Origin of the sequence: Paenibacillus sp. OK076, from assembly GCF_900110055.1 — a bacterium.
Lineage (GTDB): Bacteria > Bacillota > Bacilli > Paenibacillales > Paenibacillaceae > Paenibacillus.
On sequence record NZ_FOCH01000001.1, the window covers coordinates 3,632,889 to 3,647,578 of the forward strand.

At 47.1% G+C, this 14,690-nt stretch carries 17 protein-coding genes; 1 reads left to right on the top strand and 16 read right to left on the bottom strand.

The annotated features are described in order from the left end of the window. Nucleotides 1–274: 274 nt before the first annotated feature. The 12 genes from aroH to mtrB form a co-directional block, all read right to left on the bottom strand. Nucleotides 275–652 carry a chorismate mutase gene (gene aroH, locus BMY78_RS16065; RefSeq protein WP_090900580.1) on the bottom strand — a complete coding sequence of 126 codons (378 nt, stop codon included), beginning with the start codon at nt 650–652 and terminating at the stop codon, nt 275–277. Nucleotides 653–657: 5 nt separating this feature from the next. After that, the gene (aroB, locus tag BMY78_RS16070; protein WP_090900583.1) at nt 658–1,752 is read right to left on the bottom strand and encodes a 3-dehydroquinate synthase; all 1,095 of its coding nucleotides are present in this window, start codon (nt 1,750–1,752) and stop codon (nt 658–660) included. 1 nt (nt 1,753) lies between these two features. Next, a complete protein-coding gene (gene aroC, locus BMY78_RS16075) occupies nt 1,754–2,923 on the bottom strand; it encodes a chorismate synthase (protein ID WP_063566771.1) in 1,170 nt (389 codons plus the stop codon). Nucleotides 2,924–3,169: 246 nt separating this feature from the next. After that, the gene (locus BMY78_RS16080) at nt 3,170–3,964 is read right to left on the bottom strand and encodes a CheR family methyltransferase (RefSeq protein ID WP_076288938.1); all 795 of its coding nucleotides are present in this window, start codon (nt 3,962–3,964) and stop codon (nt 3,170–3,172) included. A 24-nt stretch (nt 3,965–3,988) separates the two neighbouring features. Next, entirely contained in the window at nt 3,989–4,432 is a 444-nt protein-coding gene (gene ndk / locus BMY78_RS16085; protein WP_090900586.1) for a nucleoside-diphosphate kinase, read from the bottom strand. A 190-nt stretch (nt 4,433–4,622) separates the two neighbouring features. Continuing rightward, nucleotides 4,623–5,597: a polyprenyl synthetase family protein gene (locus BMY78_RS16090; RefSeq protein ID WP_090900589.1), complete on the bottom strand. Its 975-nt coding sequence runs from the start codon at nt 5,595–5,597 to the stop codon at nt 4,623–4,625. A gap of 343 nt (nt 5,598–5,940) precedes the next feature. Next, entirely contained in the window at nt 5,941–6,558 is a 618-nt protein-coding gene (locus BMY78_RS16095) for a UbiX family flavin prenyltransferase (protein ID WP_090900592.1), read from the bottom strand. Nucleotides 6,559–6,560: 2 nt separating this feature from the next. Next, nucleotides 6,561–7,427: a UbiA-like polyprenyltransferase gene (locus BMY78_RS16100; protein WP_063566766.1), complete on the bottom strand. Its 867-nt coding sequence runs from the start codon at nt 7,425–7,427 to the stop codon at nt 6,561–6,563. Then, nucleotides 7,420–8,148, bottom strand: coding sequence for a demethylmenaquinone methyltransferase (locus BMY78_RS16105; protein WP_090900596.1), 729 nt, complete (start codon nt 8,146–8,148; stop codon nt 7,420–7,422). Before BMY78_RS16105 ends, BMY78_RS16100 begins: the two co-directional genes overlap by 8 nt. A gap of 15 nt (nt 8,149–8,163) precedes the next feature. Further along, the gene (locus BMY78_RS16110; protein ID WP_090900599.1) at nt 8,164–9,027 is read right to left on the bottom strand and encodes a heptaprenyl diphosphate synthase component 1; all 864 of its coding nucleotides are present in this window, start codon (nt 9,025–9,027) and stop codon (nt 8,164–8,166) included. Nucleotides 9,028–9,128: 101 nt separating this feature from the next. After that, complete coding sequence (locus BMY78_RS16115) at nt 9,129–9,680, bottom strand: hypothetical protein (RefSeq protein ID WP_090900603.1); 552 nt, start codon at nt 9,678–9,680, stop codon at nt 9,129–9,131. A 98-nt stretch (nt 9,681–9,778) separates the two neighbouring features. Then, entirely contained in the window at nt 9,779–10,000 is a 222-nt protein-coding gene (mtrB, locus tag BMY78_RS16120) for a trp RNA-binding attenuation protein MtrB (RefSeq protein ID WP_024630669.1), read from the bottom strand. Between the two features lie 147 nt (nt 10,001–10,147). On the opposite strand from mtrB, the gene BMY78_RS32860 reads away from it, so the two are divergent. Beyond that, nucleotides 10,148–10,309 (top strand): hypothetical protein, encoded by a 162-nt coding sequence (locus BMY78_RS32860; RefSeq protein WP_177185752.1) that lies wholly within the window; start codon nt 10,148–10,150, stop codon nt 10,307–10,309. 65 nt (nt 10,310–10,374) lie between these two features. Here BMY78_RS32860 and BMY78_RS16125 read toward each other — a convergent pair whose 3' ends face one another. The 4 genes from BMY78_RS16125 to BMY78_RS16140 form a co-directional block, all read right to left on the bottom strand. Beyond that, complete coding sequence (locus BMY78_RS16125) at nt 10,375–10,647, bottom strand: HU family DNA-binding protein (protein ID WP_024630670.1); 273 nt, start codon at nt 10,645–10,647, stop codon at nt 10,375–10,377. A gap of 220 nt (nt 10,648–10,867) precedes the next feature. Continuing rightward, nucleotides 10,868–11,854, bottom strand: a complete 987-nt coding sequence (locus tag BMY78_RS16130) for an ABC transporter permease (protein WP_063566763.1) — start codon at nt 11,852–11,854, stop codon at nt 10,868–10,870. Next, nucleotides 11,851–13,368, bottom strand: coding sequence for a sugar ABC transporter ATP-binding protein (locus tag BMY78_RS16135; RefSeq protein WP_090900606.1), 1,518 nt, complete (start codon nt 13,366–13,368; stop codon nt 11,851–11,853). The genes BMY78_RS16130 and BMY78_RS16135 overlap by 4 nt, the downstream gene beginning before the upstream one ends. Nucleotides 13,369–13,474: 106 nt before the next feature. Further along, nucleotides 13,475–14,572: a sugar ABC transporter substrate-binding protein gene (locus tag BMY78_RS16140; protein WP_090900609.1), complete on the bottom strand. Its 1,098-nt coding sequence runs from the start codon at nt 14,570–14,572 to the stop codon at nt 13,475–13,477. Between the last annotated feature and the right edge of the window lie 118 nt (nt 14,573–14,690).

Genomic DNA, 14,690 nt, shown 5'->3' on the forward strand with positions numbered 1-14,690 from the left:
ACTCATTCTTTCATGAAATGCATGAGGATATCGGTTGTGTTATACCTAAACAAAACGATGTCGCTAGACACGTTTGCATTCCTTCATCCTGTTTCCAACAATTCCGTAGCACGACGTACCGCGAATCAGTTGACCGGCTTCTGTTGCTCCGGTTACCACCCGCTAGACTCTGCTATATACTCCACTCATCTCAGCTGCTCTCAGCTCAATCTCTACTCTACTCAACTGGTTCTCACTATACAGCATTCCGAATGATTTGACAACCACTCTAATCTTACGATTTGGAAGGTGCCGCCAAATCGGGACGCAGAGACTGTGCTCCGTTAAGATACACATGGTTGATTTCATTCTGACCTTTTGCAGTGTTAACATGTACCATAAAACGGATGCACTGTGGCAAGGCGCCTGCAACCGGAACTTCCAGCGCACACATCAAGGGTACAAGCTCCCAGCCATCCAACTGGCGAATTGCCTTTGCCGGGAAAGCAGCATCCAAATCTCCAGTCATCGTAATCCACACACTGCAAATATCTTCGGGTTGGATCTCGTTACGATCCACGATTTCCTGCAATAGTACAGCCGTTTCTTTCAAAATATGTTCTTCGTTATTATGCGTGACCGTAGTAGCCCCGCGAATTCCCCGAGTAACCATCGCTTTTAATCTCCCTTCTTGAGCAATTCAATGACGTCGCGTACTGCCGATACCGGTACATCTTTCACAATTCTGGCAGCGCCGATCCGGTCAGGAATAATGAAGACCATATGGCCTTCACGGAACTTTTTGTCGTGCATCATTGCATCCATTAATGCATCCGTATCCAAATGTTTTGGCATCGTCACCGGCAGGCGCAGTGAACGCAGCATGCGAACCGTATCGTCATAGAGGCCTGCTGGGGCTCCCAACTTCTCACCGAGCAATGCCGAACCCGCCATACCAATCGAGATGGCTTCACCATGCAGAAATTCGCCGTAACCGGCAATCGCTTCAATGGCATGACCAATCGTATGACCCAGGTTTAACAATGCGCGTTCTCCATTTTCCCGTTCGTCACGCGATACAATCTCTGCTTTAATACCACAGCCTCGTTCCAAGCCATATCCCAGAGCTTCCGGATCAAGGGCAAGCAGCTCATCCGCATGCTCCTCACACCAGTATGCAAAAGCTTCGTCACGAATCAGTCCATGCTTCAGCATCTCTGACAAACCAGCCGAGACATCGCGTGGCGGTAAGGTTTGAAGAGTATCCACATCATAAAGTACCAGCTCTGGCTGATGGAATGCACCGATCATATTTTTAGCCAGCGGATGATTGACAGCCACCTTGCCGCCAACACTGCTGTCATGCGCCAGAATCGTCGTAGGCACTTGTACAAACTTGATTCCACGCATATATGTAGCAGCAACAAAACCAGCCAGATCCCCTACTACACCCCCGCCTAGAGCAACAATCGCCGAACTGCGATCCAGTTTGCCTTCAATGGCGACAGTCATCATATCCTGATATACCGAAAGGGATTTGGATGTTTCACCCGATGGAACAACTGCGGAGACGACTGTAAAACCAGCCGTACGCAATGTTTGTTCCAGACCAGACAAGTATTTGGGGGCCACATGCTCATCGGTAATAATGAGTAAGGGGCTTTTTTTGGTTAAGCCATATTGCTCAAAATATTGAGGCGCTTGAGCCAACAGACCGCTGCCAATCAGGATTGGATAAGAGCGCTCCTCCAACTGCACTGTCAGCTGGCGCATCTTAGTAATTCTCCAGTTGATTATTGTAGTTGGCAAAGTTCGCGCGGATTTCCTCCATGGAGTCTCCGCCAAATTTCTCAAGGAAAGCTTTTGCAATTTCCCAGGCTACCACATGCTCCATTACGACACTCGCTGCCGGAACAGCACATGCATCAGAACGTTCAACCTGAGCTGTAAATGCTTCTTTGGTATCGATATCCACACTTTGAAGCGGTTTGTACAACGTAGGAATAGGTTTCATAACCCCACGTACCACAACTGGCATACCGTTAGTCATTCCGCCCTCGAATCCGCCCAAACGGTTGGTAGCCCGGTGATAACCACGCTCTTCACTATGCACAATCTCATCATGCACCTGAGAACCACGAATCGTTCCGGCTTCGAACCCGATACCAATTTCCACACCTTTGAATGCGTTAATGGACATTACGCCCTGAGCAATCCGTGCATCCAGTTTACGGTCATATTGTACGTGGCTACCAAGACCCACAGGCACACCTTCAACGATACATTCAACGATTCCACCGATGGAGTCGCCTTCCTGCTTGATCTGGTCGATGTAGGCTTCCATCTTCTTCTCGGTTTCTGCATCAGTTACACGTACGGAGGAAGCTTCTGTCACTTCGATCAGTTCATCGATCGGCAGATCTTGATAAGGAGCTTCAATTTCTCCGATACGCAACACACGTCCAGCTACTTTGATTCCGAATTCAGCGAGGAATTGACGTGCAATAGCACCACACGCTACACGCACCGTTGTCTCACGCGCACTGGAACGCTCCAGCACATTACGCAAATCTTTCAGGTTATATTTGAGCCCGCCATTCAAGTCGGCATGTCCCGGACGTGGACGATGAACGCGACGTTTCTCTTCGTCACTGCCTTCAATCGGCTCAATATTCATAATATTCTGCCAGTGTTTCCAGTCATTATTTTGAACAACCAACGCTACGGGAGCACCCGTTGTATATCCGTGACGGATACCACCAACGAAATTGGCCTGATCCTTCTCAATTTGCATGCGACGTCCACGGCCATATCCCTTCTGGCGGCGGTGAAGCTGAAAATTCAGCTCTTCAAAGTCAATATTCAGATTGCTTGGCAAGCCTTCAATAATTGCGGTTAATTGGGGTCCGTGCGTCTCCCCTGCGGTTAAATAGCGTAAACTCATAATACGTTCCCCCTTTAAACTGTTAAACTTCACATTGCTAAAATCCCATAATTTCTTTGCTTATTATAGTATAGCTGACCGGCTTTGACAAGAAAGCCGGTCGTTTCTTGTCCTAAAATGGATTGGACTCGAATGGTGATTGTTTGAGATTCCGACGTGTCTGGGAAATATCCATTCATCCATTATGCAAATAACCGCCTGGACACATATACATGTGCACGCCAGACGGTTATGAAATAATTAAAATTATTTTTTGCGATAAAAGAATGTTTCCGCTGTCTCCAGACCATATTGTCCTGGGGAGAAAATCTGTTCCGTACTGCCCACGAACAAAATACCACCTGGACGCAAACTTGTTGCAAACTTGTGATACAACAGGTTTTTGGCTTCCTCGGTAAAATAGATCATGACATTGCGGCACACAATCAGATCATATCCCTCGTCAAAACGATCCAGCAACAGATTTTGCTTCATGAACTTAACTGAACTTTTCAGTTGTTCATCAATACGGTACACCAAGCCATCCTGCTTAAAGTATCGATTGGCCGTTTCCTTCGGAACATCTTTAAGCGAGCGTTCCATATAACGCCCTTCCTTGGCTTTTGCGAGAGCACCTTCATCCAAGTCACTTGCCGTAATGGAGCTTCCCTTAAGAATGCCCATCGTGTCCAGAATCATCGCCAGCGTGTAAGGTTCTTCGCCTGTGGAACAAGCGGCACTCCACACCTTAACGCCACGCTTCGGACCCAGCAACTCGGGCAAGATTTCATCCCGCAGTACTTCCCAGCGATTAGGGTTGCGCCAAAATTCCGAGACGTTAATGGTCATGCGGTCCAGAAACTCATAAAATAGAGACTTGTCCTTTTGCATGGCATCAAAAAAGATAGAAAACGTATGAAATCCGTTTTTGTTACGAAGTGTGGTCAGCCGTCTTTTCATCTGGCCTTCCTTGTATTGAGCAAGATCAATGCCTGTGCTCTCTTTGATTTTCCGAATAAATCCGGCGTAATCCGGGTCTAGTAGTTGTTCCTGCTCCAGCATCGTATCACCCTTCTGGCTAAAAAATTACAACCAGGCTGCGATGCTCTTGTCGTACGTTACCAGCTCATCCGGAGCAAAGAAGTTTGCTGCTTCACGAGTGGCGCTTTCCGGTGAATCCGCCCCATGAATCAGATTATGCGGTGTGTGGCTGGCGAAATCTCCGCGAATGGTACCCGGAGCCGCTTCCTTCACATTGGTTTTCCCGATTACGATGCGCGCAAGCGCCACGATGTCGTCACCTTCCCAGACCATAGCAAATACAGGTCCAGATGTGATAAAACGAACCAGATCATCGAAGAACGGTTTCCCCTCATGTTCAGCATAATGGCGTTTGGCCTGATCTTCAGACATCTGCACCAGCTTGCCTGCCACCAACTTAAATCCTTTGTCTTCCAGACGGCTAACGATACGCCCAATCAAACCACGCTGCACACCATCCGGCTTCACCATCAAAAATGTACGATCCATAGGCTCACTCCTCACTCACGGTTCAAAGTTATTTCATTATGTAAACGCAATCCCTTTGATTGTAACATACATGTCCAAATCCCCCCAATGAGGAATATCACATGAACATTATTTTTTTGAGTGAGAACAGCTACACGAAAAACTGCATCATGAAAAGGCGCCGTCCATAGCAGAGTAAAGTCCAAACATATTAATGCGTACGTTTGACTACAAAATGAGCGATATCACGCAAGTTTTTGGTGGTCTTGATGTTAGGCAGTTGATCCAGAGCATCGAGCGCTTTCTTCATATATCGGTCAGCCAAGGCTTCTGCTTTAGCAATTCCTTGACTTTGGCGAATCATTCCAATCGCATCGGATGCACTCGCCCGTCCCTCCTCGTGCTGAACGCGGCTTATCTCCTCCAGCAAAGGCTCACGCAAGTTGGGTTCCTGCAATGCATACAGTACAGGCAGCGTAATATTTCCCTGCTTCATATCACTGCCTGGAGGCTTGCCCAGTTGCTTCTCGGTTCCAACCAGATCAAGCACATCGTCCTGAATCTGGAACGCCATACCCACGTTGTAACCGTAGGTGTACAGCAACGAAGATACATGTTCCGGCGCACGAGTAGCAAGCGCCCCCAATTGGCAGCTGACAGCAATAAGAAGCGCCGTTTTGCGACGAATGCGCAAGAGATAATTACGTACACTTTGTCCCGTATTGAAAAAGTCCCGAATTTGCTCCATTTCACCAATGGACATCTGCACCATCGCTTTGGCCAGAATACGGTGTATCGCCGGATCGGACAGGCCCGCAGTCATTTCAAGCGCCTTGCCGTAAATGTAATCTCCGGTGTACATGGCAATCCGATTATCCCATTTGGACTTCACCGTAGGTTTACCTCTGCGTGTCGCGGCGTTATCAATAACATCATCGTGAACCAGAGAAGCCGAATGAATCAGTTCCAGCGGAACCGCTACCAGCTTCAGACGTTCAATGTCGTATGTACCAAATTTCCCACCCAGTAACACAAATACCGGACGCAAACGTTTCCCCCCTGCCTTGAGCAGGTGAAGTGACGTTTCGCTTAGCAGCTTCTGTTCTCCCTGAACACTGCGATACAGCTCTTTTTCAATGTAGTCCATGTCTTTTTTTAACAACCCGAAAATATCCAATAGTTTCATTCGTTCACCCGTGTCAGCGTATTGTCAGTCCATAAATCCATGCTTACCTTCCCCTCCAGCAAGTCGGGCCTGCAGGCATAACGAAAAACCAGGGCTTGCCTTTCCTGCTTGTGTTCTTCTAAGACGTACTAATCTTCTTCGAATGTCAAGGCCGACATCCGGGAATTAAACTCTGCGACTTGTTCTGAAACATAAGTACAGAAGTTGCCGGAGCATGGGTCAAGGCTGTGGTTCCATCAAACATCACCATCAGCGCTCACCAATACCCCGGGATTGGGGGACAGCAAGTTGAGTTGCCACTGCATTTCGGTCAGCAGATTCAAAATTAAAGGAAACTCAGAAGCTATCCCCGTTCATCCGGTTCTCCCCATCTGGTAAACAGTTGATGCGGGATGCGCAGACTATCGAGCACTTTACCCACCAGAAACAGAATCAACTCGTCCATCGTTTGGGGTTTGTAATAAAAAGCAGGCATGGCCGGAATCATTCGGACACCAAGCCGTGAGAGCTTCAGCATGTTTTCCAGATGGATGGCATGCAGTGGCGTCTCACGTGGCACCAAAATCAGCGTTCTTCCCTCTTTCATCATGACATCAGCAGCCCGGGACATCAGATTGTCCGACGAGCCTTGTGCAATGGATGAAAGAGTACCCATGGAGCACGGCATTATAATCATGCCTTCTGCCAGGAAAGAACCACTTGCAATGGAGGCACCAATATCACTAACGGGATGATAGATCAGGGAACCCGCACGGCCGCCGAATTTTTCTTCCAGTACACGGTCCCGATTCGCAACATCCCAGTCCATTTCTTCTTTTAATACACGCCACCCAGCATTGGAGATCACCAGATGCACGGTGTATTCAAGATCAAGCAGCGTTTCAATTAATCTGATGCCATATATACTTCCACTGGCCCCGGTAATTCCGACAACTAGTCGTTTATTGTCCGGCTGCTGCATCTTTATTTCACCGCCAGATCAATTAAAGTAAATGTGAATACAACCAGACTGAGCACACTGTTCATTGTAAAGAATGCGGTCTGCACCCGGCTCATGTCATTTGGCGATACAATATAGTGTTCATAGAAGAGGATACCATAAGTAATCAGCATTCCGGCACCATACCACCAGCTCAGATCGGTCAACAATAACAAAGCAAGAAAACCGATTGCTGTAATCACGTGGAAGAACTTTGCGATCTGCAATGATTTGTTAAGACCAAAACGGGAAGGTATGGAATGAAGACCCTCGCCCTGATCAAAATCCAGATCCTGACATGCATAGATGATATCGAACCCTGCAGTCCAGAACACAATCGTAACGTACAGCACAATCGCTGTCCAATCCATCGTACCCGTTACCGCTACCCAACCCCCAAGTGGAGCCAGACCAATGGTCATACCAAGCACTACGTGACACAACCAGGTGAAACGTTTGGTATATGAATACAATACCAGCATAAATACAGCTATCGGCAACAGCTGCATGGATAACACGTTAAGGTTGGATGAGGCCCAGAACAAGAGCACAAATGATACTATGATAAAAATAACGACCTCACCATTTTTCAACAAACCGGCCGGAATTGCTCTCATCGCGGTACGTGGATTTTTCTTGTCTATGGCCTGGTCAATCATGCGGTTCAAGCCAAAAGCAGCACTTCTTGCACCAATCATAGCCAGTAGTACCCACATAATCTGCATCCAGGTCGGGAATGTATCATTCACTACCATGGAACCGAGGATGGCTCCCATAAATGCAAAAGGTAAAGCGAAAAGCGTGTGTTCAATTTTGATCATTTCTAAAAAGATGCGAATTTTCCTAAACATGCTGATTCTCCTTGGTTCCAATATGCAATGCCGCAATACCTCCGGTCAGAGGATAGGCCTGCACTTGCTTTAATCCAGTTTCAGCGAAAATATCGGCCAGTTCCTTTCTTCCTGGAAAAAGTGCAAGTGAGTCCGGCAGCCATTTATACTGCTCATAACGTTTGGCAAACAATTTGGCAAGATTGGGTAATACTTGTTCAAAATAAAAATAATAAATACCTTTAAACGGCTGCCATGTCGGCTTGGACAATTCCAGGCACACCACCATGCCACCCGGTTTCACTACACGTTTCATCTCCGACAGAACCTGTCTCAGATCCGGTACATTACGCAGTCCAAAACCGATCGTCACATAATCGAATGAATTGTCTTCAAAGGGAAGCGACATCGCATTGCCCTGTACCAACGTAATTTGTTTTTGACGATTTACAGCGTCAACCTTGGTTTGTCCCACCTCTAACATGTTGCTGCTGAAATCCAGTCCATGCATGTGACCTGTTTCACTTGCTTCAGCCATCGCGAGCGTCCAGTCACATGTGCCGCAGCACAGATCAAGACCGGTATCACCTTTGGACATATTCATCTTCTTCATGGTGAATTTACGCCAAGCCTTGTGCCTGCGGAAACTCAGAATATCATTCATGACGTCATATTTACCGGCTATACTCTGAAAAACAGAATGGACAAATTCTTCTTTAGGTTTGGTCTCTCCGCTCCCCATTCGTCTGTCTCCCCCTCAATCTTCCCTTACTGCCGCATGTGAAGGCTGCAAATACGTCAGGTAAGGCTCCAGAATTGCATTGATCTCATGCAGGCCCAGTTGATCTTCCTCGTCTTGCAGCAACAGTTGTATACGGTGTGTACACTCACGAAGCTTGTCCAGCAAAAACTCGCCGATCCGATACTTCAGCACCATACCGCTCCATGCTCTTGTATCCGGCTCTGGCTGACGCAGCATATTCCGCTCGTCGTCATTGCCATACTCGTAAATATGCCAGAAAGCATAACTGTGATAAAAGTTCTGTTCGTCATTCATCTGCTGCAGCTCTTCCATAATTGCCTCGCAGTAGCTGAATTCGGTCAACAGGTCGTTCCATAGTGATGCTTCGTCATCGCGAATCATGCCTGTAAAAGAAAGAAACAGCTGCATCTTCAGCTGTATTGTTTCACGCAAGTATTCTTCAGCCGAAACGAGAAGCTTTTTCATCCGTTCATACAGCGTCATCTTACGAGCATTCACTTCGGATACAGCACCACTAAGTTTACCGATCATTTCAATTTTGCCTGCATGGGCAAGCAACTGATAGAAACGACTACTGAAATAATCTCCGGCAAGAACATTCAGCTGGCGTGAACGCATCTCCACTTCTCTACGCTCTCCGGATATCGTATCGATTCGATCATGCGTATCCATGGCCAACTGAACGAGCGAGGTTGCGAGAGCGTATAGCTCATCATGCACCTTTTCGTCTGTGCGGCCCACAAATACCTGCAGCAGACGAGCCCGGCTATCCGGAAATGATGGGATTTCCGTATGTTGTCGAATCATGTCGTAATCCGTATATTTCTTTGCTAGTTGGGGTACGCGATATGAATTCATTCTCAGCCTCCGAGCCTTTGCATTGTTAAACCATTTCTGCACTACAATCTTATATATTATAGCATATGTTTATCGGGCACGCACTGAATCCTGCTATTCTATTACCCCTGACTTGACATTTCGAATTGCTTCTTCCAAAGTTCGGTCTCCATCATGTGAAACCAGTCCTTCAATTCGTCGGAGAGGATCGGGCTATTCCAGTCTCGAAGCGTTTCGATCGCATACATCGGCCATTCCCCACGTCGAAAATCCGCAGCGATCAACAAATGTCTTTTGTGAAGCCATTCATCCTCTGCCATAACACGCAGCATCACCTGTTCAACGTTATCCAGACTTCGAAAGCCCAAATCTGCCACAGTAGCCATATTACCATAGATTTCGGTGTAACTTGTGCTGGTTCCGGTCACCTTTAGATCAAGCGTCAAAATGGATTGTTTCCACTCCACCCTGGCAATGGGTGTCGATAATTTCATGGTGCTCAGCACATCCACCAGATTGTCTTCCGTTAGCTGGACGGGATGCTGCGTCGCAGAAACGGGTTGTATGTTTTCACCGCCCAAGGTACGCATATGTAAGGTTTGTATGGCAACAAGCAGAAGGACCGCCGCAACCGTTGCCAGCAGCGAAGCAGTCACGATCATCCGCGGTTTCATAAATGCCTCCCTGCCCTTACCTGTTAGTGTAGTCTGTCCGGTAAAGGCTCATACCTCATTGTACAATGAAAAAAAGCAGGCTATGCCTGCAATTTTCATTATTCAGACTGAATCTGTCCATGCTTGGTGATCAGCGTGGCTTTTCCACGGATTTTAATGGCGGAAGTATGATTGGTAAATTGGGCAAACATGACTTCTCCCTTATCCAGCTTCTCGGTATGGTGGAAACGGGTATCCTGACCTCGGGTTAAGCCGATCACCTGAACACCGTTCTCCTCCGCCTTAATTACGATATAATCACTGCCGGTTGGATGATCCATCACGCACATCCCCTCTCCTTGTTCAATAGCGTTAATGATGATTAAGATTGTTTCATTTGTCAACCAGCCCTTATGTGAATGGAGCGCAATAATCTGTTACTCCCAGGTCATACTACAAGTGATCCAGCCACAGAAAGGAGAGTCTCTATGAAATACATTCCCGCAGCACTGACAGACGAGCATATTCGCCAGTTAAAAGAAACCGAACAGCAACTGTCCTCAGCTGCTGGAGAAGAACTGATTCTGATTGCCTATGCGCAGCAACCGGATGAACCGGAGTCGCTAAACGACAGGAAGAACAATGATTAAAGACAAAAGAAAAGGCCGTGAACAAGTCACGGTCTTTTTGTCGACATATGGAATATGTAGAAATCTTATTTAATTCCGTCTTTGAGCGCTTTACCTGGTTTGAATGCAGGAATTTTGCTCGCAGGAATTTCGATTTCTTCACCTGTTTGCGGGTTGCGTCCTTTACGTGCAGAGCGCTCGCGAACTTCGAAGTTCCCAAAACCAACCAATTGTACTTTGTCTCCGCTTTGAAGAGCCTCAGAGATTGCTTCGAATACGGCATCAACCGCTTTCGTTACATCCTTTTTGGACAATTCTGTCGCTTCAGACACGTGTGTAATCAAGTCTGATTTGTTCATTTGTTTTTTCACCTCCTGAATCAATGTCCTGAATGTTATACTGTGTTTCCGTTTTATAGCGAAATATACGTTCATACACAAAAAATCTACGTACATCTTGAGCGTGATGAACACAAATCTCGGCCTGCGGTCAACAGTCATTTCCGGCAGAATGTCGCCTGAAACAAAGGTTGTTTCAGACGCCGAACAAATTTTATACTAATACAGACAGCACACAATTTCAAGTGCGGTTGCGGTTTAACACGTAAAATGTAACGGCCAGAGCAAGCACGAGTACCCCACCTTTTACAATATCATGCGTGAAATATTGAACATTCATCATCGTCAAACCGTTCACCAGTACACCAATTAGAACCGAGCCAATGAATGTTCCGATCACGTTTGGCTTACCTGCACCAAATACAGAGAATCCGACAAACACAGCGGCCACAGATTCCATTAACAACGGAGAACCGGCATCAATTTGCCCTGAACCTACTTTCGATGCATAGATAATACCGCCGATTGCAGCAAACACTCCAGCAGCTACATAAGCGAGTGTACGCACCTTTTTCACCTTAATACCGGATAGGCGTGCCGCTTCTTCATTTCCCCCAGTAACATACATCTGGCGCCCATACTTCGTATACGTCAAAAAGATATGCACACCGATAACCGCAATGAGCAGCAGGATGACCGAAATCGGCATTCCCAGCCATTTCCCTTGCCCCAGCTGCAGAAATGTAGGATCCATCTCTCCAGCAGCCTTGCTTCCGTCTGGAAACTGCATATGGTTATAGATCGTGTATCCTTGAGCATACGTTTTATGAATTCCTCCGATAATGTACATTGTGGCAAGGGTAGCCAGCAGATCGGGAATACGAAGTTTCACAATGAGCAAGGAATTAAGCCAACCAATCACAGCCCCAATAATCAGTGGGACGATAATGACAACTGCCAGCGGCTGCTGATACCAAATCATTAATGAAGCGGTAACGACAGTTGTCAGCGAGACGGTTGCCCCCACTGAAAGATCAAATCCGTCTACAATGAGAGATAAGGTAACACCTATCGCCACAAATGTCACGATAGAGATTGAACCCAAAATATCGGTCAAGTTACTATACGTGAAGAAATAAGGCAATTTAATACCGAAAAATGCGATAACACCAATAATAACGATAATCGCGCCATAACGGAACGCAAAATCCAATGATTTATCCTTCATGCTTCCACCTCTTGTCCACCGCTTGCGTAGTATAGCAGCTGTTCTTGATTGGTCTCGCCCCGTTTGAATTCTTTTACAATGGTCCCTTCACACATGACTGCAATCCGATCACCTATGCCCAATCCTTCATCCAGTTCACACGTGAAATAGATAACAGCTTTACCCGCCAAAGCCAGTTCGTTAATGATGCGAAAAATGTCACTTTTGGCGCCGATATCCACACCTTTTGTTGGCTCATCAAAGATAAATACGTCTGCGTCGGCATTCAGCCATTTGCCAATGGCCACCTTTTGCTGATTTCCACCGCTTAAATACTTCACTTCCTGCCGCACTGAGGATGTTTTGATACCGAGCTGCTGCACTAAAGATTCCGCATTCTCACGCTCTCGCTTTCGACTTACAAAACCTAATCTACTAAGACGTCCAAGCAAAGGCAGGCTCAAATTCCGTTCCACGTTTTCCTCAATCAGAATCCCCTGTTTCCGCCGTTCCTCAGGCACTGAGACAATGCCCAGAGCCGCAGCATCAGCAGGTTGGGAAAGACGGAGCTCACGATTGTTAAGCCGAATCTCTCCACTCTCCAGCCGATCTGCACCAATCAACAAACGGGAACATTCCGTTTTCCCCGCACCTACAAGCCCTACCACAGCAAGCACTTCGCCTCGACGAACAGACAGGTCCACCCCCTTGACGCGGACTCCACGCCGAAGTCCTCTTGCTTCCAGCAGCACTTCACCTACCGGTGCTTCTGTCTTGGGGAACTCTTCCTCAAACGGTTTTCCGAGCATCTGCGTCACCAGATCATTGATCGTAAGCTCTTTTGCCTCACCCGTAAACACATGTTGTCCATCTCTCATAACGGTAACGCGGTCACAGTGACTCGTAACTTCAGGAAGACGGTGCGTAATGAAAATACATGCCACACCGCGTTCTTTCAATAAATGAACAATTCGGAAAAAAGCATCCGTTTCTTCCTGGCTTAGCGGTGCAGTTGGTTCATCAAAAATAATGACCTTGGCATCCTGAATCAGGATACGTGCGAGCAGAATCATCTGCTTCTCCGCGAGCGTCAGGTCGGCTACTTTTTTGTGAACGGATATAGCCGCTCCTAATTGCTGTAAAGCTTCAGCCGCACGCTGTTGCAGTTTCCGCGGACTTTTCCACCAACCTCCGTCAGGTGACGCCAATTGATCCAGCATAATGTTCTCGGCAGCTGTCAATTGGGGAACCAACGCAGCATCTACCTCTTGATACACACAGTGAATTCCACTCGCTTTGGCATCTCCCGGTGAATTTAGATGAAGCGTTTGCCCACTTAATTGGATGCTGCCCTGATCCAGTTGATAGGCACCAGACAGAATTTTCATCAATGTGCTCTTGCCGGCACCATTCGCACCAAGCAGCGCGTGTATTTCCCCACCTTTGACGGAGAACTCCACGTCTTTCAGTGCAGGAATGCCTGCAAACTGCTTGTGGATATGTTCCATTTGAAGCAGAATCGGTGCAGTACTCATGACGCCAACCTCCAATCGCTCCCCTCCGGGAGTATCACATTCTCATGTAGTTTTTTCATCATGGTAGGAAAAAGCGCGCCTTGTGGCGCGCCCCCGTTACGCTGTTTTATTTAGCAGTAACTCCGTATTCCGACATCCAATCCTTGATTCCCTGTGTACTTCCTCCCCAGCCCTCCACATACTCGGACAGCTCTGAAGTGGAGATTTGTTTGTCTGGCAGCGCATCACGCTGTACATAAACCGGGTTGAGAACCACTTGATCCTCAGTCTCATCCCCATTCAGCTTCTGGTATGCATAACGAACCTGAACACGTCCAATGTCGGTTGGATCAACCGCTGCGGAAGCTACCCAAGGGTTTTTCGGATCCTGGATCATCTGCAAATCTTCATCACTCATGTCGATACCATATACCTTGATCTCGTCACGTCCTGCTTGCTGAATGGCACGCGCCGCACCTTTAGCGAACTCATCCCATGCAGTCCATACCGCCGTGATTTCACCTTTTGGATATTGTTTCAGAATCGCTTCCATTTTAGCTTGTGTATCCAGCGCCGGGTTCTGTGCTGAACCAAACGTTGCTATCTCCTTGATGTCCGGGTTCTCTTTCAGGAACTTGCCATAAGCAATCTGACGACGTTCCATTGGTGCAAAGCCGGCTACCCATACTTTTACGATATTGCCTTGTCCGTTAATATCTTTTTTCATTTGCTCGAGCGTAAGCTCAGCCATCTTCTGATCATCCTGGGACAACACTGTTGCTCCCGGAACGTTAATATCTGCATCGAAAACAACAACCGGGATATTTTGTTCTACTGCCTTTTTCACGCCCGGCGTCAGCAAGGAATCCCCATGATCCGTTAGAATGGCATCGAATTTCTGGTTAATTGCGCTATCGAGCAACGAAACCATTTTGGCTTTATCATTATCGGCGACAAACGTAGTCAGTTGTCCACCGAATTTTTCGATTTCTTCTTTAACCCCTTGCACGTATTGTTGTGAGAACGTACCTGTGTTAAATTCCATAATCAGTGCAATTCGTTTTCCGCTGAGTGGACCTGTTACTGCTTCGGTTTGAGGCTTGTCCTCCGTTGCGCCGGAAGCTGTAGTTGAAGCAGGTTCTTTTTTAATTCCGCAAGCGGACAGCGCCAATGTAAATACAAGCAGCACACTCAACCATACCCATTTTGAATTTTTCCCTCTCATCTCTTTCTCCCCCTGTTCACACTCTCTGTGATCTCGATCACAATAGTTGAATATTAATATAACGGCTAATCCCTAGTATGTAAATGGGTTTTAGTAATTTAAAGCTAAAACTCGCTAA